Source organism: Actinacidiphila sp. bgisy144 (assembly GCF_057708105.1).
Window position 1 is genome coordinate 261,699 of the sequence record NZ_JBYIRM010000002.1, and the last position, 20,176, is coordinate 281,874.

General features: G+C 74.3%; 12 protein-coding genes. 7 read left to right on the forward strand and 5 right to left on the reverse strand.

Annotated elements, in window-relative coordinates:
- The first annotated feature begins 26 nt into the window (after positions 1 to 26).
- From AC3EVP_RS04115 to fxsT, 5 genes are read left to right on the forward strand one after another with little or no spacing between them, the layout of a single operon-like run.
- Positions 27 to 407: a CU044_2847 family protein gene (locus AC3EVP_RS04115; protein WP_335977226.1), complete on the forward strand. Its 381-nt coding sequence runs from the start codon at positions 27 to 29 to the stop codon at positions 405 to 407.
- A complete protein-coding gene (locus AC3EVP_RS04120; RefSeq protein WP_335977224.1) occupies positions 404 to 1,333 on the forward strand; it encodes an AAA family ATPase in 930 nt (309 codons plus the stop codon). Before AC3EVP_RS04115 ends, AC3EVP_RS04120 begins: the two co-directional genes overlap by 4 nt.
- A complete protein-coding gene (locus AC3EVP_RS04125; protein WP_435126068.1) occupies positions 1,330 to 3,534 on the forward strand; it encodes a hypothetical protein in 2,205 nt (734 codons plus the stop codon). Before AC3EVP_RS04120 ends, AC3EVP_RS04125 begins: the two co-directional genes overlap by 4 nt.
- Positions 3,521 to 4,927 (forward strand): CHAT domain-containing protein, encoded by a 1,407-nt coding sequence (locus tag AC3EVP_RS04130; RefSeq protein ID WP_435126070.1) that lies wholly within the window; start codon positions 3,521 to 3,523, stop codon positions 4,925 to 4,927. The genes AC3EVP_RS04125 and AC3EVP_RS04130 overlap by 14 nt, the downstream gene beginning before the upstream one ends.
- Complete coding sequence (gene fxsT / locus AC3EVP_RS04135) at positions 4,924 to 8,355, forward strand: FxSxx-COOH system tetratricopeptide repeat protein (RefSeq protein WP_435126075.1); 3,432 nt, start codon at positions 4,924 to 4,926, stop codon at positions 8,353 to 8,355. The genes AC3EVP_RS04130 and fxsT overlap by 4 nt, the downstream gene beginning before the upstream one ends.
- Positions 8,356 to 8,442: 87 nt before the next feature.
- Here the strand turns inward: fxsT and AC3EVP_RS04140 are convergent, their stop codons facing one another.
- From AC3EVP_RS04140 to AC3EVP_RS04155, 4 genes are all read right to left on the reverse strand, one after another.
- Positions 8,443 to 12,306 (reverse strand): multifunctional oxoglutarate decarboxylase/oxoglutarate dehydrogenase thiamine pyrophosphate-binding subunit/dihydrolipoyllysine-residue succinyltransferase subunit, encoded by a 3,864-nt coding sequence (locus AC3EVP_RS04140; protein ID WP_435126077.1) that lies wholly within the window; start codon positions 12,304 to 12,306, stop codon positions 8,443 to 8,445.
- A gap of 259 nt (positions 12,307 to 12,565) precedes the next feature.
- A complete protein-coding gene (locus tag AC3EVP_RS04145) occupies positions 12,566 to 13,765 on the reverse strand; it encodes a HAMP domain-containing sensor histidine kinase (protein WP_335977211.1) in 1,200 nt (399 codons plus the stop codon).
- Positions 13,762 to 14,475 (reverse strand): response regulator transcription factor, encoded by a 714-nt coding sequence (locus tag AC3EVP_RS04150; protein WP_435126081.1) that lies wholly within the window; start codon positions 14,473 to 14,475, stop codon positions 13,762 to 13,764. Before AC3EVP_RS04150 ends, AC3EVP_RS04145 begins: the two co-directional genes overlap by 4 nt.
- 74 nt (positions 14,476 to 14,549) lie before the next feature.
- Positions 14,550 to 15,263, reverse strand: coding sequence for a spermidine synthase family protein (locus AC3EVP_RS04155; protein WP_335977207.1), 714 nt, complete (start codon positions 15,261 to 15,263; stop codon positions 14,550 to 14,552).
- 147 nt (positions 15,264 to 15,410) lie between these two features.
- Between AC3EVP_RS04155 and AC3EVP_RS04160 the strand changes: the two genes are divergently transcribed.
- Positions 15,411 to 16,349: a class I SAM-dependent methyltransferase gene (locus AC3EVP_RS04160; protein ID WP_435126085.1), complete on the forward strand. Its 939-nt coding sequence runs from the start codon at positions 15,411 to 15,413 to the stop codon at positions 16,347 to 16,349.
- Positions 16,350 to 16,560: 211 nt separating this feature from the next.
- Positions 16,561 to 18,984: an endopeptidase La gene (lon, locus tag AC3EVP_RS04165; protein WP_435126088.1), complete on the forward strand. Its 2,424-nt coding sequence runs from the start codon at positions 16,561 to 16,563 to the stop codon at positions 18,982 to 18,984.
- A 114-nt stretch (positions 18,985 to 19,098) separates the two neighbouring features.
- Here lon and AC3EVP_RS04170 read toward each other — a convergent pair whose 3' ends face one another.
- Complete coding sequence (locus AC3EVP_RS04170; protein WP_435126091.1) at positions 19,099 to 19,983, reverse strand: lysozyme; 885 nt, start codon at positions 19,981 to 19,983, stop codon at positions 19,099 to 19,101.
- Between the last annotated feature and the right edge of the window lie 193 nt (positions 19,984 to 20,176).

Genomic DNA, 20,176 nt, shown 5'->3' on the forward strand with positions numbered 1-20,176 from the left:
CACCACCGCCTTGGGGGACGAGGAAGATGCCCGTAGTCAGCGGCCCGCCCGGCGCCTCGGGCGCGCCGCCGGTCCAGGTCCAGGTCGAGGTCCAGCCCGGCCCGGCGCAGCAGTCCGGCCCGGCCGGCCCCGCCGAGGGCGTGTACGGCGCCACCCGCGGCAATCCGGCCCGGCGCGTCGCCGAACTGTCCCGCGACGTGTACGACGACGGCATCGCGCTCGCCTGCCGCTGCGCGGAGGTCGCCGCCGCCCGGTTCCGGGCGCTGCCGGACGGCACCCGGCCGCAGGAGGTCGAGATGCAGTTCGGCATCAAGATGGACGCCTCGCTCGGCGCCTACGTCGTGCAGAGCTCCGCCGAGGCCCAGTTACAGGTGACGTTCCGCTGGCACACCGGCGCCGCGTCGTGACGGCCGGGATCACGATCCTGCCGTACAGCTACGTCGTCGGCCAGGAGGAGCTGAAGCTCGCGCTGGAGCTGAACTTCATCGCCGAGGCGATCGGCGGGGTGCTGATCTCCGGTCAGCCGGGCACCGCGAAGTCCACCGTGGTGCGGGCGTTCGCGCTGATGGCCCGCGGCCGGCTGCCGGTCACCCTCACCATCGACGCCACCGACGACCGCGTCCTGGGCGGCTGGGAGCTCAACGCGCTGCTGCGCGGCGAGACGACGGAGCAGCCCGGGCTGCTGGAGGCCGCCCACGCGGACGGCCTGCTCTACATCGACGAGGTCAACCTCCTCAACGACCACGTGGTCAACATCATCCTCGACGTGTCCTCCACCGGTGTGCTGTCGGTGCAGCGGGAGGGCCTGGACAAGGTGATGAGCGTCCGGTTCGGCCTGGTCGGCACGATGAACCCCGAGGAGGGCGGGCTGCGGCCCCAACTCCTGGACCGGTTCGGCCTGATGGCCACCGCCCAGCCGCTCGACACCGCCGGGCGGCACGCGATGCTGCGCGCGGTGCTGCGGTTCGACGAGGAGAGCGCGGACCCCGGATCGGTGTGGCTGGCCGAGGGGCGCCGGCTGGACCGGGAGCGCCGCGACCAGTTGCTGGCGGCCAGGGCCCGGCTGTTCGACGTCGAGGTCGGCGACGACGTCGTCGGGCTCTGCGCGAAGACCGCCGCCGCCTTCCAGGTGGTCGGGCACCGCGGCGAGGTGGTCATGCTCCAGGCCGCCCGCGCCCAGGCCGCCGCCGAGGGCGCCCCCGCGGTGACCGCCGCCCACCTGCGGGTCACCGCGCCGCTCGCGCTGCGGCACCGGCGCCCCGAGAGCACCCACGGCGGCTCGGCCGACTGGGCGCCGGACGACCTCGAACGCCTCGACCAGCTGCTGTCATGACCGGCCGCGACCCCGCCGATGCGTCGTTCGGCCGCCTCCTGCGGGTGTTCGCCTGCGCCGCCGCCGACCCCCGCCTGTCCGGCGTCCTACTCTTCGACGTCCCGCCGGCGCTGACCGCCGAGGTCGTCGGCCTGTTCTCCGCGGCCGTCGCCGAGGGCGGGCAGGTGGTGCACCTCGGTGCGGCCGTACGCGAGGACGACCTGTGGTCGCGGACGCGGCTGCGGCCCGCACGCGGGCGGATCGCGCTGGACGTGCTCCCCGGGGACCTGGTGGAGGCCGACCCGGCCGCGCCGCCGCGCGCGGTGGTCGTGCCGGACCTGGCCCGCCTGCCGCTGCCGGGGCTGCGGGCAGCGGTCACCGTGCTGGGTGCGGAGGCGGCCTCCGTCGAGCGGCACGGGGCCAGCGCGACCTGGCGGCCGCGCGCCCGCTGGCTCGCCTTCTGCCGCACCGAGGACGCCGGACGGGTCTCCCCGCACCTGCTCGACCGCTTTCCGCTGCGCTTGGCGGTGCCCGGACTGCGGCTGCCTGCTGACCGGACTGCTGCTGACCGGCTGCCCGTCGACCGGACTGCTGCCGACCGTCTGGCCGCCGACCGCTTGCCCGCTGACCGGCTGCCCGCTGACGGTCCGGCCGCCGACGGTCCGGGTGCAGACCGTCCGGCCGGCGGCCGGACTGCCGCCGACCGGACTGCCGCCGACCGGACTGCCGCCGACGGTCCGGGCGCCGACCGTCTGGCCGCCGACCGGACTGCTGCTGATCGTCCGGCCGCAGACCACCTGCCCGCTGACAGCCCGGCCGCCGACGGTCCGGGCGTAGACCGTCTGGCCGCCGACCGGCTGCCCGCCGACGGTCCGGCCGTAGACCGTCTGGCCGCCGACCGGCTGCCCGCCGACGGTCCGGGCGCTGACGGTCCGGCCGGTGACCGGCTGCCCGCTGACGGTCCGGCGGCTGGCCGCCCGGCCGCCGGGCGGTACCGCCGACCGCCGCTCGACGAGGAGGCGCTCGCCCGCGTCGCGGAGCAGCCCGGGGAGCGGCGGGCCCTCGCGCTGGCCCGCATCGCCCGCGCGCTGGCCGGCCTCGCCGACCCCGCCGCGCCCGCCACCACCGCCGCCCATGTCGCCGAGGCGGCCCGGCTGATCGGGCTCGCACCGGACCGCCCGCCCGCGCCCGACACCGACCGGCCGCGGCCGGACCGCCCCGAGCCGCTGCCGCCGCCCGAGCCGCCCGCCGCACCGCCGCAGCCGGAGGGCGCCGAGCCGGGCTCGGCGGTCCACACGACCGAACTGCCCGCCCCCGGCCCGGAAGAACCGCTCACCCCCTTCGCCGACCCGGCGCCCGCCCGGCCCGAGCCCGGCGGCCCCTACCCCGAGGACGAGGCCGAGCCGCTGCGGGAGTACGCGCCGCTGCGCGCGGCCTGGCGGCGCGCCTCCGGCCCGGCCGCCGACCGCGGCCCGGTCACCGGCATCCGCCGCGCCACCGACCTGCGGGACCTCGCACTGGTGCCGACCGTCATCGAGGCGGCCAAGCACCAGCGGCTGCCCGGCCGGGTCCGCGACCGCGGCGCCCTGGCCATCACCGCGGGCGACCTGCGCAGCCACGCCCGCGCCGCGGAACCCGAGCGGATGCTGGTGCTGCTGCTGGACCACACCAGCCGGCCCGGGCCGGACTGGCAGCAGGCCATCGCCCCGTACGTGCAGTGGGCGTACGCCGCCCGCGCCACCGTCGCCGTGGTCGAGGTCGGCGGCGCGCCCACCGCCGACGAGCTGCGCGCGCACACCTTCCACGCCCGCAACGTGCTCGACCCGCGGCTGGCCGAGGCACTGGAGCGCACCCCGGGCCGGGCCAGCCCGCTCGCCCACGGGCTGCTGCTCGCCGCCCAGTTGGTGCGCCGCGCGTTCCAGCAGCAGCCGACCGCGCTCGCCGAGGCATGGCTGGTCGTCGCCAGCGACGGCCGCGGCAACATACCCTTGCGCACCAGCCTGACCGGGATGCACGAGGGGCCGGTGGGCCGGCGCGGGGTGCAGGACGCGCTCGTCGCGGCCGGCCAGTTCGGCGCGATGGGCCGGATGCGGCTGCACACGGTCGTGCTGGACACCGGCGCGCAACCGTACGCGGAGCTGCCGTTCGAGCTGGCCGACGCGCTCGGCGGGAGCGTGGTGGCCGGGCCCGCGACGGAGGGGGACGAGGATGCCGCCGGCTGACCGGATGCGGCGGGCCACCGCGTGGATCACCGGGGTCCGCGGCGCGGCGGGCGCCGGCCCGCGCAGCCCGCGGCCGGCGCCGCTGCCCGTGCCGCGCCCGGCCCGCGCACCGGACGCGGCGGTCCCGGACACCCCGCCCGAGGCGCTGGGCACCGCCACCACCGACCCCACCGGGCGGCTGCCGGGCGGCCTCGCCCAACTCCGGGTGCAGCGCGCCCGGTCCGCCGCCGGCGAGCCCGCGTACGTGCTCACCGGCACCTGCGGCGGGTCCGAGGAGGAGCGCCCGTACGGGCCGCCCGAGCCCCAACTGCCGCCCACGGACATCAATCTGGCCCGGGTGCACGCCGCCGGCGCGGTGCCCAGCCAGTTCTACCGCGCGGTGCGGCACTGGTCGCAGCTGCAACGGCCGCTGGTCGGCTGGCTCAACGACCAGCGGGCCCGGCACGGCGCCGCGCTGCACGTGGTGGTCTGGGACGACACCGACTACGAGATCCCGTGGGAACTGCTGCTGCTCACCACCGGCGACGGCGGTCCCGACCTGCCGCTGGGGGCCGCCGTGCCGGTGGCGCGCTGGACCACGATCCGGGAGCTGCGGCGCCCGCTGCTGGACGTGCCCGCGGACTGCTCGGGCCGGGTCCTCGGCTACTTCGACGGGCGGATGCGCCAGGACATCGACGTCTTCGCGCCCTTCGACCACGAACCGCACACCGACGTGGACCGCTTCCTGGACCGCCTCGACGAGCGCCGCCGCGACCCCGACCGCCCGGACCACCCCGACAACCCCGGCCGCGCGGACCGCCCCGACCACCCGGACCGCCCCGGCGACCCGCACCACCCCGGCCTCGGCCTGGTCTACATGGGCTGCCACGGCACCCACGGAAAGCGCATCGACGACCTCACGGCGGGCATGCTCACCTGGCACGAGATGGACGAGCCGGCGATGCGCGCACTGCGGGGCGGCACCGGGAGCGACGGCACCCTGGTCTGCCTCAACGTCTGCCACTCCGGGCGGCTGGTGGAGAACAAGGGCGGCGGTGAGGACGCGTTGCGCGGCTTCTCCGAACTCTTCCTGCGCAAGGGCGCCAAGGCGTGCATCGCCACCCGCGGCGAGGTCGGCGAGAGCGAGGCGCGCGCCCTGCTGCGGCACCTGGTGAAGTACGCCCGCGAGCGGCCGGGCGTACCGCTGGCCCACATGCTCCGCGACTTCCGGGCGCTGGCGGTCGGCCAGCTGCCCCGGCGGCTCCCGCGCACCCGGGAGCCCGGCGGCGGCCAGGACGTCGAGGCCCAGCGCCGGGTGCTCACGCTGCTCTACCACTTCATGTACGTCTACTACGGGCACCCGCTGACCACGCTCCGGCTCACCTCCGGCCGCCGCGGACCGGAGGCGCGGTGAGCGGCGAGGGCGCGCGGCTGCGCGTCGAACCGGTCGTGGCCCGGCCGCGCGTGGCGGAGGCAGGCCGCGGCTACCTGGTCACCGTGGACCTGCGCAGCACCTGCGACCCCGGCGAATGGCCCTACGAGCAGGAGGAGTTCGCGTTCGGTGTCGCGCTGGACGGCGGCCCCGAACTGCTCTGCGAGGCGCTCGGCCACCCCTCAGTGGTGCTGCACCGCTTCGGCGGCACCTACGGTCCGGCGCGGTTCGTGGTCACCGCGAACGGCCGCCCGGGCCCTGCCGAGTTGCGGCTGTCGGTGTTCAACGGGCACGGCGTGCCGGTGCGTACGGCCGGGCTGCCGGTGCGGATCGTGGCCACGGGAGCTGCGGCCGCCCTCCCCGTCGAGGGCGTCGCGGTACTGGCCGCGCCTGGCCGGACCGGTGGCCCGCCACCCGCCCACCGCGTCACCGTCAGCTACGCCGGCACCGACCGGCCCTGGGCGGTGTGGATCGCGCACCGCCTCGAACTTCAGAGCGTCCAGGTGTCGTTGCAGCGCTGGAACGTCGCGCCGGGCGCCTCGGTCGAGCAGGGCCTGCGGGACCTGCTGCTGTCGGGCAACCGGGTGCTGGTGGTACTCAGCGCCTGGTACTTCCGGCTGGGCCTGCGCGACCCGCAGGAGTGGAACGAGGCGCTGCGCGCGGTGGTCCCGGCGCATGCCGGCCACTTCGCCGCAGTCCGCGTCAGCGCCGCCGAACTGCCCGCCGCCGCAGCCTTGTTGGAGGGCGCCGACCTGTGGGACACCGCCGCGCCGGAAGCCGAGGCGCGGCTGCTCGCGGCGCTGGGCGTCGAGCGCGCCCAGCCGCCGGAGCAGACCGCGGACGGCCCGCGCTTCCCGCTGGAGCAGCCGGCGGTGTGGGGCGGTGTGCCGCGCCGCAACACCCGCTTCACCGGCCGCGAGGAGGTCCTCACCGCGCTGCACCGCCGGCTCGCCGAGGCCCCGTCGGGCGCCGCGGTGAGCACGCTCATCGGCCTGTCCGGCGTCGGCAAGACCCATGTCGCCACCGAGTTCGTCCACCGCTTCGCCGCCGAGTACGACGTGGTGTGGTGGGTGCCCGCCGGGGAGCGCGGCACCCTGCGCGAGCACCTGGCCGGCCTCGCGCCCGTCCTGGGCCTGGTGACCGGACGGGAGTACGGCGAGCGGTTGCGGGCGGTGCGGGACGCGCTGCGCCGCGGGGACCCGTACGCGCGGTGGCTGGTGGTGCTGGACGGCGCGGACCGGCCGGAGGACGTCCACGACCTGCTGCCGGCCGGGCCGGGACAGGTGCTGATCACCTCGCAGAACCGGGAGTGGGGCGAGTACAACAGCGCCCTGGTCGAGGTGCCCGTCTACGACCGGGACGAGTCGGTGGCGTTCGTACGGCGCCGGGCGCCGCGGCTGGACGACGCCGACGCGGACAAGCTCGCCGAGGCGCTGGGCGACCTGCCGCTGGCGCTGGACCAGAACGCGGGCGCGCTCAACGACTCGCTCATGCCGGTCGACGAGTACGTCGAACTGCTGCGCCGCGGCACCGAGGTGGAGTCCGGTCTGAAGGTCGCCGCGGACTTCCAGATGACGTACTTCACCGCGTTCTCGATCCTGCTGAACCGGTTGCGGGAGGACCGGCCCGAGGCGGTGGACCTGCTGCGGCTGTGCGTGTTCTTCGCGCCGGGCCCGGTCCCGGTCCGGCTGCTGCGCGACCTGCTCGGCCGCGGCGCCGCCGGCGGGGACGCCGGCGGGGACGACGGCACCGGCGCCGAGATCCCCCCCGAACTCGCCCGGCTGACCGCGGACCCCGAGGCGTGGGACGCGGCCGTCGGCAAGCTCGCCCAGTGGTCGGTGATCCAGTCCGACCCGCAGGAGAACGGCGCCGTGGAGCCGGCCGGCTCCACCGACGTCGTCCAGATGCACCGGCTGGTCTACCAGGCGGTCCGGGCCGACCTGCCCGAAGAGGAGCGCAGCCGCTACTCCCGGGTGGTGCGCGCCGCCCTGGTCGCCGCCGACCCCGGCCGCCCCAACGAGCCCGCCCACTGGCCGCGTTACGCCCAGATCGTGCCGCACCTGGAGGCATCCGGCGCCCTGGAGACCGCCGACCCGGCCGTCCAGACCACCGTGATCCGCTGCCTGCGCTACCTCTTCCTGTCCGGCGAGTACGGCGCCGGCCTGCGCACCGCCGCCCGCGCCAACGAGTACTGGCCGCAGCTGCTCGACCCCGGCGACGCCCGGCTGTGGGACCTCGCGCACAACCGCGCCAACCTGCTGCGCGCGCTCGGCGAGTACACCGAGAGCGAGGCCCTGGACCGGGACGCCTACGAACGGCTGAGCGCCGACCGCGGCCGGGACGACGTGCTGGTCCTGCGCGCCGCCGGCAGTCTCGCCGCCGACCTGCGCCAACTGGGCCGCTACCACGAGGCGCTGGACCTCGCCGAGCTGGTGCGCACCGGCTACCACCGGATCGGCGACGAGGGCGGCGAGCTGACCGCGCAGAACAACGTGGCCGTCACCTACCGCCTGCTCGGCCGCTACACCGAGGCCCTGGAACTGGACCGGCGCACCCTGGCCGCCCAGCGCGACCGGCTCGGCGCCCGCCACGCCCGCACCCTGTCCTCGGCCGACTCCTGGGCGCTCGACCTGCGCCTGCTCGGCCTGACCGAGGAGGCGCTGCGCGCCCAGGAGATCAACTGCGCCCGGCACGCGGAGGTGCTGGGCCCGGACAACCCCCAGTCGCTGCGCGCCGAGCACAACCTCGCCGAGTGCCAGGGCCAGGCGGGCGACGGGCCGGGGGCGCTGGCGACCCTCGGGCGGCTGGTGAACCGCTGCGAGCGGGTGCTCGGCGAGACCGACCCGCTGACGCTGCGCGTCACCGCGTCGTACTCCTGCCACGAGCGCGCCCACGGCGACCTGGACCGGGCACGGGCGCTGACCGGCACCGTACTGGACTGCTACCGGCGGCAGTTGGGCGGCGAGCACGCGTACACCGCCGGCGCGCTCGCCAACCACGCGCTGGTGCTGCGGGCGGCGGGGGAGCGGATCGAGGCGGACACGCGGGCACAGGCGGCGCTGGCGGCGATGGAGCGCGCGGTCGGCCCGGACCACCCCTGGACGGCCGGCTGCGCCCTGAACGCCGCCGTGGTGCGGCAGGAGGCCGGCGACCCCGCTGCCGAAGAGGCGGCCCGGGACGCGGCCGCCCGCGCCGAACGGGCCCTCGGCCCGGCCCATGTGCTCACCGCGATGTGCCGCTCCGCCCACGCGGCGGCGCTGCGGGGCGCCGGCCGCGCGGCCGAGGCGGACCTGCTCGACCAGGACGCCGTGCGGGCCCTGACCGCCGCGCTCGGCCCCGGCCACCCGCGGACGGCCGCGGCCAGGGCCGGCGCCCTGCCGTGCTGGGACTTCGAGCCGTTCAGCGCGTGAGCGCCGGGAACGGCCGCCGGCCCCCTGCCCGGGACGGGGCAGGGGGCCGGCGGCCGTACGGGGCCCGGGGCTGAGCCGGGCCGGAGGTCAGATCTCGAAGACCTCGTTCACCAGGTTCTGCTGCTGCTCCTGGTGCCGCTTCGCCGAGCCCACCGCGGGCGACGACGAGGACGGGCGGGAGACCCGGCGCAGCCGGTCCGCGTTGTCCGGGGCGGCACCCAGCACCAGGTCGAGGTGGTCGATCAGGTTGAGCGCGATGAACGGCCACGCCCCCTGGTTGGCCGGCTCCTCCTGGGCCCACACGAACTTCTGGGCCTTGGTGAAGGGCGCCAGCGCCTGCTGGATCTCCGTGCCGGGCAGCGGGTAGAGCCGCTCGATCCGGATGATGGCGACATCGCCCGCGCCGCGCTTCTCCCGCTCGGCGATCAGGTCGTAGTAGACCTTGCCGGTGCAGAAGACGACCTTGCGGACCGCCTCGGGCTGCACCGTGGTGTCACCGATCACCGGCTGGAACTGGCCGGTGGTGAAGTCCTCGGCCTTCGACGCCGCCGCCTTCAGCCGCAGCATCGACTTCGGGGTGAAGACGATCAGCGGCTTGTGGTGCGGGTTGTGCACCTGCCAGCGCAGCAGGTGGAAGTAGTTCGCCGGGGTGGTCGGGAACGCGACCGTCATGTTGTTCTGCGCGCACAGCTGGAGGTAGCGCTCGATCCGGGCCGAGGAGTGGTCCGGGCCCTGGCCCTCGTAGCCGTGCGGCAGCAGCAGGGTGACGCCGGAGGTCTGGCCCCACTTCTGCTCGGCCGCCGAGATGTACTCGTCGATGATCGAGGAGGCGCCGTTGGCGAAGTCGCCGAACTGGGCCTCCCACATCACCAGCGCGTCCGGCCGGGCCAGCGAGTAGCCGTACTCGAAGCCCATCGCCGCGTACTCGCTGAGCAGCGAGTCGTAGACGTTGTAGCGGGCCTGGTCCTCGGACAGGTACAGCAGCGGGGTGTAGTCCTCGCCGGTCACCCGGTCGATGAGCACCGCGTGCCGCTGGCCGAAGGTGCCGCGCCGGGAGTCCTGGCCGGCCAGCCGGACCGGGGTGCCCTCCAGCAGCAGCGAGCCGATCGCCAGCGTCTCGCCCATGCCCCAGTCGATGGTGCCGTCCTCGACCATGGCCGCCCGGCGCTGAAGCTGCGGCAGCAGCCGCGGGTGCACCGTGACGTGGTCGGGGATGTTCACCTGGGACTCGGCGATCCGCTTGACCACCTCGGTGCTGACCGCGGTCGGCACCGCGACCGGGAACTCCGCCTGGCTGTCCTGGCTCTGGCTCTCCGCCGGCGCCGCGACGGCCTCGCGGACCTCGGTGAAGACCTTCTCCAGCTGCCCCTGGTAGTCCTGGAGCGCCTGCTCGGCCTCCTCCAGGGTGATGTCGCCGCGGCCGATCAGCGACTCGGTGTAGAGCTTGCGCACCGAGCGCTTCTTGTCGATCAGGTCGTACATCAGCGGCTGGGTGAACGCCGGGTTGTCCGACTCGTTGTGGCCGCGGCGCCGGTAGCAGATCAGGTCGATCACGACGTCCTTGTTGAACGCCTGCCGGAACTCGAAGGCCAGCCGCGCCACGCGGACCACGGCCTCCGGGTCGTCGCCGTTGACGTGGAAGATCGGCGCCTCGATCATCCGGGCCACGTCGGTGCTGTACATCGACGAGCGCGCGGACTCCGGGGCGGCGGTGAAGCCGACCTGGTTGTTGATCACCACGTGCACGGTGCCGCCGGTGCGGTAGCCGCGCAGCTGCGACATGTTGAGCGTCTCGGCCACCACGCCCTGGCCGGCGAAGGCCGCGTCGCCGTGCAGCGCGACGGGCAGCACCGTGAAGTCGGTGCCCGCCTTGTTGATGACGTCCTGCTTGGCGCGGGCGATGCCCTCGATGACCGGGTCGACGGTCTCCAGGTGCGAGGGGTTCGCGGCCAGCGAGACGTTGATCTGCTCGCCGTCCAGGCCGGTGAAGGTGCCCTCGGCGCCCAGGTGGTACTTCACGTCGCCGGAGCCGTGCATCGACTTCGGGTCGAGGTTGCCCTCGAACTCGCGGAAGATCTGCGCGTACGACTTGCCGACGATGTTCGCCAGCACGTTCAGCCGGCCGCGGTGGGCCATGCCGATGATGACCTCGTCCAGCCGGGACTCCGCCGCCGCGTCCAGCACCGCGTCCAGCAGCGGGATGACCGACTCGCCGCCCTCCAGCGAGAACCGCTTCTGGCCGACGTACTTGGTCTGGAGGAACGTCTCGAACGCCTCGGCGGCGTTCAGGCGGCGCAGGATGCGCAGCTGCTCCTCGCGCTCCGGCTTGGCGTGCGGGCGCTCGATCCGGTCCTGGATCCACTTGCGCTGCTTGGGGTCCTGGATGTGCATGTACTCGACGCCGACGGTGCGGCAGTACGAGTCGCGCAGCACCCCGAGGATGTCGCGCAGCTTCATCAGGGACTTGCCCGCGAAGCCGCCGACGGCGAACTCGCGCTCCAGGTCCCACAGGGTCAGCCCGTGCTCCAGGACGTCGAGGTCCGGGTGCTTGCGCTGCCGGTACTCCAGCGGGTCGGTGTCGGCCATCACGTGGCCGCGCACCCGGTAGGAGTGGATCAGCTCGAAGACCCGCGCGGCCTTGGTGACGTCGTCGTCGTGCCCGGTGTCGATGTCGGTGCGCCACCGCACCGGCTCGTACGGGATACGCAGCGCGGCGAAGATGTCGTCGAAGAAGTCGTTCTCGCCCAGCAGCAGCTGGCTCATGATCCGCAGGAACTCGCCGGACGCCGCACCCTGGATCACCCGGTGGTCGTAGGTGCTGGTCAGCGTCATGACCTTGGAGATGCCCAGCTTGTTCAGGGTGTCCTGGGAGGTGCCCTGGAACTCGGCCGGGTAGTCCATGGAGCCGACGCCGAGGATCACCGACTGGCCGGGCATCAGCCGCGGCACCGAGTGCACCGTGCCCAGGCCGCCGGGGTTGGTCAGCGACGCGGTGACGCCGGAGAAGTCGTCCATGGTGAGCTTGCCCGCGCGGGCCCGCCGGACGATGTCCTCGTACGCCTGCCAGAACTCGAAGAAGTTCAGCGTCTCGGCCTTCTTGATGGCCGCGACGACGAGCTGGCGGTCGCCGTTCGGCTTCACCAGGTCGATGGCCAGACCGAGGTTCACGTGCTCGGGCTTGACCAGCGTCGGCTTGCCGTCCTTCACCGCGAAGGAGTGGTTCATCGACGGCATCGTCTTCAGCGCCTGCACCATGGCGTAGCCGATGAGGTGGGTGAAGGAGACCTTCCCGCCCCGGGCCCGCTTGAGGTGGTTGTTGATCACGATGCGGTTGTCGAAGAGCAGCTTCACCGGGACCGCGCGCACCGAGGTGGCGGTGGGCAGCTCCAGGGAGGCGCTCATGTTCTTGGCGACCGCGGCGGCCGGGCCGCGCAGCTGCACGTACTCCGTCGCGGCGGGCGTGGCGGCGGGCGCGGCGGCCGGCTTCGCGGCGGGCGTGGCCGCGGGCGCCGGGGCGGCCTTGGCCGGGGCCTGGGCGGCGGCGGGCTTCGGGGCCGCGGCGGGAGCCGGCTGGGCCGGCGCGGGAGCGGCGGCCGGAGCCGGGCGGGCCGGGGCCGGGGGCGCCGCGGGAGCCGGGGTGGGAGCCGCGGCGGCCTGCGGGCCGGCCGGGGCCGAGGGCGGCGTGGAGCCGGGTACGCCCGCGCTGGCGCGGGCGGCGGCGCCCGAGGCACCGCCCTGGCCCGCCGGGGCGGCCGGCGCGGCGGAGCCGTCCGGCTTGTAGTCGGCGAAGAAGTCCCACCAGGCTCGGTCTACCGAGTTCGGGTCCTGGAGGTACTGCTGGTAGATCTCGTCCACGAGCCACTCGTTCGGGCCGAAACCCGCTGCGGGGCCCTCGCCCTGCGCTTCGTGGTCGGTGGAGACACTAGAGCTATTGGGGGACTGTGGCGACACGGCGGCAACCGCCCTCTTCCGCTTCACAAGATGGTGGACAGCGGGAATAAAGGCTACGCCTACCTGGCGTCTCCATGCAGTTTAGGGGGGCAGTCGTCGCGTAAGTCACACCCGAAGACTGGTTTCGGGACGGATCGTGGCGGGAAAGTGGTCCCTCTTGCGGGTTTGCCCGTCCGCCGGCGGGCCTCCGGCGGCGGGTCCGCGGGCGTGTTCCGCCCGCCTCGCCGCCCACCCCGCCGACCGCCGCGGCGGCGCCGCGTCAACGCTGCTGCGCCGGCTTCCCCGGGAGGGTGACGTGGATGCGGCAGCCCCGCGGGGATTCGGCCACCTCGATCCGCCCGCCGTGCAGGTCCACCGCCCAGCGCGCGATCGCCAGGCCCAGACCGGTGCCGCCGTCCGTGCCCGGATGGGAGCCGCGGTGGAAGCGGTCGAAGACCCGCACCCGGTCCGCCTCTGGGATGCCCGGCCCCTCGTCGCACACCTCCAGGTCCAGGCTGCCGGGCACCGGCCCGCCCCGGGCCCGTACGGTCACCCGGCCGCCGGGCGGGCTGTGCTTCATCGCGTTGTCCACCAGGTTGGCCACCACCTGGTGCAGCCGCTCCCCGTCGGCGTACGCCACCAGCTCCGGCGGCGAGACGTCCAGGTGCAGCGGCACATCCGCCCGGGCCCGGGTCTGGGCGCCGCCGGACCTGCCGCGGTCCGCGCCCAGGCTCGCCGTCTTCAGCACCGCCGACAGGTACGGCCACACCTCGAACCGCTTGGCGTCCAGCCGCACCGCGCCGCTGTCCAGCCGGGACAGGTCCAGCAGCTGGGTGACCAGCTTGCCCAGCCGCTCCGTCTGCTGGAGGGCCAGCCGCATCGTCTCCGGGTCGGCCGCCGAGACGCCGTCCACCACGTTCTCCAGCACCGCGCGCAGCGCGGCGATCGGCGTGCGCAGCTCGTGCGAGACGTTCGCCACCAGCTCCTTGCGGTGCCGGTCCACGGCGGCCAGGTCGGCCGCCATCCGGTTGAACGTCTCGGCCAGCTCGCCGACCTCGTCGCGGCGCTTGCGGGCCACCCGGCGGCTGTAGTCCCCGCCGGCCATCGCCCGCGCCACCGCCGTCATCTCGCGCAGCGGCGCGGTCAGGTTGGTCGCGACGATCTGCGTGATCAGCAGCGAGGCGATGATCGAGAAGATCGTGATCACCCGCAGCTCGGTCCTGGAGTGGATCGCCAGCGTCACCAGCAGTGTGGTGATCATCACGGAGGCGATCACCAGCGCCTGGAGCGCCGCCTTGATCGAGCGGGTCGGGTCCCAGGGGCGCAGCGCCTCCCACAGCCGGCTCAGCCACGCGCGCACCACGACCCGGGCCGGCCGCCGGTTGCCGCGCGGCGCCCGGCGGCGGGTCCACCACAACGCGCCCAGGGCCCGCGCCGGGTCCCGGGTGCGCGCGGGGTCCCCGATGGGGCCCGGGGTCATGACGTCGGGTTCTCCAGGGCGTAGCCGACACCGTGCACGGTGCGGATGCGCTCCGCGCCGATCTTCCGGCGCAGCGCCTTGACGTGGCTGTCCACGGTGCGGGTGCCCGACGCGTCGGTCCAGTCCCACACCTCGGCGAGCAGCTGCTCCCGGGAGAGCACCGCCCGCGGCTGGTGGGCCAGGCACACCAGCAGCTCGAACTCCGTCGGCGTCAGGTGCACGTCGCTGCCGCCGACCCGGACCCGGCGCTGGGTGTGGTCGATCTCCAGGTCGCCGAGGTGGATGCTGGCGCCGCGCACGGTGGACGCCGCGTCGGCGGCCCGCTCCACCCGGCGCAGCAGCACGTGCACCCGGGCGGCCAGCTCGCGCATCGAGAACGGCTTGGTCATGTAGTCGTCGGCGCCGACGCCGAGCCCGACCAGCATGTCCGTCTCGTCGTCGCGCGCGGTGAGCATCAGCACCGGCACCGGCCGGTCGGCCTGCACCCGGCGGCAGACCTCCAGCCCGTCGTACCCGGGCAGCATCACGTCGAGCACCAGCAGGTCGGGCTGCCAGCTGTGGGCCGCGTCCACCGCGGACGGGCCGTCGCTCGCCGTGCGCACCTGGAACCCCTCCGCCTGGAGGCGGGCCGCGATCGCCTGAACTATCGTCTGGTCGTCCTCGACCACCAGGACACGGCGCTGCGCGCCCGTCGTCTGTGCGCTGTCCACTTCCGCTTCCGCCCCACAAGCTCGTCCGATACCGGCAGCGTACGGGGCGGGCCGCGGCCCTGACTATGACGCCTTCACGCCTTGACGGCTACATGCACCACATCGGGCACCCCGCGCGCGACCGGAACCTCGAGTGTCCGCACCCCGGAGTACCCCGCCCCCGTCAAAGCGGCCTCGAAGGCGGCCGAGGGCTGCGCCGACCACACGGCCAGGACACCGCCGGGGCGGAGCAGCTCCCGGCAGTCGTCAAGCCCGCTGGGACTGTAGAGACTGCCGTTATTGTCGGTGACTGTCCAGTCCGGCCCGTTGTCGATGTCCAGGCAGAGCGCGTCGTAACCGCGTTCGGGGCCCGCGGCGGGCGCGGCCGCGGGGCCGGGCGCGGTGCGCAGGTAGGCCAGCAGGTCCGCCTCGACCAGCCGCACCCGCGGGTCGTCGAGGGCGCCGCCGGTGTGCGCGGCGAAGTGGCCGGCCCGGTGCCAGTCGATCACCGCCCGCTCCCGCTCGACGACGTCGATCCGCGCCCAGCGCGGCTGGGCGGCGGCGTGCGCGAGCGAGAACCCGACGCCGAGCCCGCCGATCAGCACGCTCGCGCCGTCCCGGCCGGGCGGCAGCGCGGCCAGCGCCGCGTCGACCAGCAGCCGTTCCGAGCGGCCGTCGGAGGTGTCCATCAGGAAGGTGCCGTTGGCGATGATCTCCAGGTGCGGGCCCCGCCGCCGCAGCACCGCCTCCCCGTACGGGCCGTCGCGCCGGTCCAGCACCACCGGTTCCTCGGTGTTCGTCGCAGACATGACCTCATTTTGGCGTACCCGGGGGAATTCCATGGCCGCCCGTCGGCCGCCGGGTCACCGGGCGTTCAACTCCCGTACCGGAGGACTTCCGGTGAACTGCGCCCGGTGCTGGTCCGGGCCGCACAGCCGGGGCGTAGGTTCCGCCCCATGCCGATACTCAACAGCCCTGTGGCCAAGCGGCTCCTGCGTCCCGCGACCTCCCTCGTCGACCGCCGTGTGCAGCGTCCGGTGTCGCGGTTGCGCAAGGAGATGGACACCCTGCGGCGGGAGGTGAAGGAGCTGGAGAAGCTGCGGCGCCAGGTCGACGAGCTGCGCGGCCAGGAGTACGCGGTCGGCCTGCTCTTCGACCGGACCGGCCGCAGCGGCCCGCGGCTGCCCACCGCGGCGCAGATCGACCAGCTGGTGGCGCAGGTCGCCGAGACCACCGGCGCGGACCCGAAGGCGGCCCGGCGCAACGTCACGATCGCCTTCCGCAACGTGATCGCGCTGGAGGCGCTGGCGGTGGGCCGGCTGGCCGGCTCGACCCAGAACGTCTGCGGCAAGCTCGCCGCGGTGCCGCTGCTGGACCCGCCCAACGCGCAGGTGCTGGAGATCGGCACGCTGTACGGGCTGTTCTCCGCCACGATGCTGCGGATGCTGCACCGCGCCGGGATCGAGCCCGAGCTGACGGTGGTGGACCCGCTGGTCGGGACCCAGCTCCAGCCCGGCGGGCTGGAGGGGCTCGACCCGACCGGCACCCCGGTGCGGCTCGACGTGGTCCGGGCGAACCTCGCGCTCGGCGGCAAGGCGGGGGAGCGGGCCCGGGTCCAGGTCGGGTTCTCCGGCGACCCGGACGTGCGCGCGGCCGTCTCCGACCGCGAGTACGGCGTCATCGTCATCGACGGCGACCACTCCGCCCAGGGCGTCGCCGAGGACCTTCAGTGGGCCGAGCAGATCGCCGCCCCCGGGGCGGTCGTCGTCCTCGACGACTACGGCGACGACAAGTGGGCCGGCGTCCAGCAGGGCGCCGACGCCTACCTCGCCGGCTCCACCCGCTTCGCCCTTCTCGGGCGCGTCTCGACCTCCGCGTTCCTGCGGGCGCGGTAACCCGGACCCCGGAAGGACCCGAGCAAGTCAGGGGCGCGGGGAACTGCGCGACCAGCCAGGTACGGCCGCAAGGTCCCGGGCGGACAGGAGGCGCCCCCTTCCGGGGGACGGGGGTGCCCTGATCGCTCAGGGCGAACGCGGACCGGGGAACATCGGCGAAGCCCCTTGCATTGAGTGAGGTGTACTCAACTTGCTTGCATAGGGAGCGATCATGGCGTTTGAGCCGAAGAGTTCCAACCTCACCCTCCCCGTACTGCCCCTCGACGGCGAGGTCGTCCTGCCCGGCATGGTCGTACCGCTCGACCTGACGGACACGGAGGTACGGGCCGCGGTGGAAGCCGCACAGGCGGCCCACGCGGGCCGCGGCAGCGGCAAGCCCCGGGTCCTGCTCGTCCCCCGGGTCGACGGCAGGTACGCCGCCGTGGGCACCCTCGGCACGGTCGAACAGGTCGGCCGCCTCTCCGACGGCGACCCCGGCGCCGTGATCAAGGGCCGCTCGCGCGTGCGGATCGGCGCCGGGACGACCGGCCCGGGCGCGGCGCTGTGGGTGGAGGGCACCGTGGTGGAGGAGCCCGCGCCGCAGGAGGCGCCGGGCACCGTCGCGGAGCTGATGAAGGAGTACAAGGCCCTCGCCACGAGCTGGCTGCGCAAGCGCGGCGCCTGGCAGGTCGTCGACCGGGTGCAGCAGATCGACGACGCCGGCCAGCTCGCCGACAACTCCGGCTACTCCCCGTTCCTGAGCGTGGAGCAGCGTGTGGAGCTGCTGGAGACCGCCGACCCGGTGGCCCGGCTGAAGCTCGCCACGCAGTGGCTGCGCGACCACCTCGCCGAGCAGGACGTCGCCGAGACGATCCGCAAGGACGTCCAGGAGGGCATGGAGAAGCAGCAGCGCGAGTTCCTGCTCCGCCAGCAGTTGGAGGCGGTCCGCAAGGAGCTGTCGGAGCTGAACGGAGACCCGGACACCGAAACGGACGACTACCGGGCCCGGGTGGAGTCCGCCGACCTGCCCGAGAAGGTCCGCGAGGCCGCCCTGAAGGAGGTCGAGAAGCTGGAGCGCTCCTCGGACGCCTCCCCGGAGGGCTCGTGGATCCGCACCTGGCTGGACACGGTCCTCGAACTGCCATGGAACAGCACCACCGAGGACACGTACGACGTGGCGGGCGCGCGGGCCGTGCTGGACGCGGACCACGCGGGTCTGGACGACGTGAAGGAGCGCATCACCGAGTACCTGGCGGTCCGCAAGCGCCGGGCCGACCGCGGCCTCGGTGTGGTCGGCGGGCGCCGCGGCGGCGCGGTGCTGGCGCTGGTCGGGCCGCCCGGGGTCGGCAAGACCTCGCTGGGCGAGTCCGTGGCCCGCGCGATGGGCCGCAAGTTCGTCCGGGTGGCGCTGGGCGGCGTCCGCGACGAGGCGGAGATCCGCGGCCACCGCCGGACGTACGTCGGCGCGCTGCCGGGCCGGATCGTGCGCGCGATCAAGGAGGCCGGGTCGATGAACCCGGTGGTGCTGCTCGACGAGGTCGACAAGGTCGGCTCGGACTACCGGGGCGACCCGGCGGCCGCGCTGCTGGAAGTCCTCGACCCGGCGCAGAACCACACCTTCCGGGACCACTACCTGGAGGTCGAACTCGACCTGTCCGACGTGGTGTTCCTCGCCACCGCCAACGTGCTGGAGGCCATCCCCGAGCCGCTGCTGGACCGGATGGAGCTGGTCCGGCTGGACGGCTACACCGAGGACGAGAAGGTCGTCATCGCCCGCGACCACCTGCTGCCCCGGCAGTTGGAGCGCGCGGGTCTGGACGCCGAGGAGGTCGGGCTCGAGGAGGACGCGCTGCGCAGGCTGGCCGGGGAGTACACCCGCGAGGCCGGTGTGCGGAACCTGGAGCGGACCGTCGCGCGGCTGCTGCGGAAGATCGCGGCGCAGCACGAACTGGGCGAGCGCGAGCTGCCGTTCACGGTCGGCGCCGGCGACCTGCGGGCGCTGATCGGGCGGCCGCACCACGTGCCGGAGGCCGCGCAGGACCCGGAGGAGCGGCGTACCGCGGTGCCGGGCGTGGCCACCGGGCTCGCGGTGACCGGCGCCGGGGGCGACGTGCTGTACATCGAGGCGTCGCTCGCGGACCCGGAGACCGGCGGGTCCGGGCTCCAGCTCACCGGCCAGCTCGGCGACGTGATGAAGGAGTCCGCGCAGATCGCGCTCTCCTTCCTGCGCTCGCGCGGGGCGGAACTGGAGCTGCCGGTCGGCGACCTGAAGGACCGCGGCGTACACCTGCACGTCCCGGCCGGGGCGGTGCCGAAGGACGGACCGAGCGCGGGTGTCACCATGACGACCGCGCTGGCGTCCCTGCTGTCCGGCCGCCGCGTCCGCACCGATGTCGCCATGACCGGTGAGGTGTCCCTGACCGGGCGGGTGCTGCCGATCGGCGGGGTCAAGCAGAAGCTGCTGGCCGCGCACCGGGCCGGGATCACCACCGTGGTGATCCCGAAGCGGAACGAGGCCGACCTCGACGACGTCCCCGCGGAGATCCTCGCGGCCCTCGACGTCCACCCGGTCGGCGACGTCCGCCAGGTGCTCGAGCTGGCGCTCGAGCCGGCGGCCGCGGACACCTCCGCCGAGGAGGTCCCGCTCGCGGCGTGAGCCTCCGCCGTTCCCCGCGCCCCGTGGTGGTGGGCGTCCTTCCGCCGAAGGAGCCGCCACTTCAGGGGCGCGGGGAACGTCCGCGTCCGGGCCGGTGGCCCGGGGCGGTCCCGGTCAGCCCAGGGCGAGCGCCTTGAGGCGGGTGGTGTCGCCGTTGAAGTAGTCCTGGTCACCGGGGAAGGTGCCGCTGTCGGCGTGCTGCCAGAACGTGTAGTAGGTGTAGCCGCCCGGCAGGGTCCCCGCGCTGGTGGAGTACTTCGCGATCCAGAACGGGCTGGTGGTGGCGAAGCCGCTGTTGTTGCCGGTGCAGGTCGACCACCAGTCGTAGGTCGAGTAGATCACCGGGTAGACCCCCTCCTTCGCGTGGTACTCGTTGGCGAAGGCGTGTATCCAGCTGACCATGCTGGCCTGGCTCAGGCCGTAGCAGGTCGCGCCGTAGGGGTTGTACTCGATGTCGAGCGCGCCCGGCAGGGTCTTGCCGTCGGCCGACCAGCCACCGCCGTGCGCGATGAAGTAGTCCGCCTGCGTCGCGCCGCCGGAGGTGTCCGGCGTGGCGAAGTGGTACGACCCGCGGATCATGCCCACGTTGTAGGACCCGTTGTACTGCTGGGTGAAGTACGGGTTGGTGTAGGTGGTGCTCTCGGTCGCCTTGACGTAGGCGAACTTGCCGCCGTTCGCCCAGGCCGTGGTCCAGTTGACGTTGCCCTGGTAGCCGGAGACGTCCATGCCGGGCGTCTGGGTGGCCATCGGGACCGCGGTGTCGGAACCGGAGCCGGTGTCCGAGCCCTCGTGGGCGGGGACGGTGGAGCCCATCCAGTCCAGTTCCGGGTGGGTGAGGTGGCCGGCACTCTTCGCCGTACCGGTCGCAGCCGCCGCATGGGCCGCGCCGGGGACGGTGAACGCCAAGGTGAGCAGCGAAACGATCAGGCCGACGAGGACCGCCAGCCGGGTTCTTGCCGAGCCGGTGCCGTGCACGACGGAGGAAACTCCGTGGGACATGCGTGCCTCCATGAGGGGCAGGTCGGGGGACTCGCAGCGTCATGGTGTGGTCATGACAGATCTGACGGTACGTTGGACGCTACGCGCGTGGAAAGGGGGGCCGGGAACCGCCGTTGGTCTACGCCTGCGAAATACTTGGCGTGCTGCGGAAACCACCGTGGGTGAAGCAAACTTTCAGCCGTTGAAAGCGGGG

Coding starts and splice junctions, on each gene's coding strand:
- AC3EVP_RS04115 (WP_335977226.1), top strand. CDS start 27: ATGCCCGTAGTCAGCGGCCCGCCCGGCGCCTCGGGCGCGCCGCCGGTC.
- AC3EVP_RS04125 (WP_435126068.1), top strand. CDS start 1,330: ATGACCGGCCGCGACCCCGCCGATGCGTCGTTCGGCCGCCTCCTGCGG.
- AC3EVP_RS04130 (WP_435126070.1), top strand. CDS start 3,521: ATGCCGCCGGCTGACCGGATGCGGCGGGCCACCGCGTGGATCACCGGG.
- AC3EVP_RS04145 (WP_335977211.1), bottom strand. CDS start 13,765: ATGACCCCGGGCCCCATCGGGGACCCCGCGCGCACCCGGGACCCGGCG.
- AC3EVP_RS04155 (WP_335977207.1), bottom strand. CDS start 15,263: ATGTCTGCGACGAACACCGAGGAACCGGTGGTGCTGGACCGGCGCGAC.
- AC3EVP_RS04160 (WP_435126085.1), top strand. CDS start 15,411: ATGCCGATACTCAACAGCCCTGTGGCCAAGCGGCTCCTGCGTCCCGCG.
- lon (WP_435126088.1), top strand. CDS start 16,561: ATGGCGTTTGAGCCGAAGAGTTCCAACCTCACCCTCCCCGTACTGCCC.
- AC3EVP_RS04170 (WP_435126091.1), bottom strand. CDS start 19,983: ATGTCCCACGGAGTTTCCTCCGTCGTGCACGGCACCGGCTCGGCAAGA.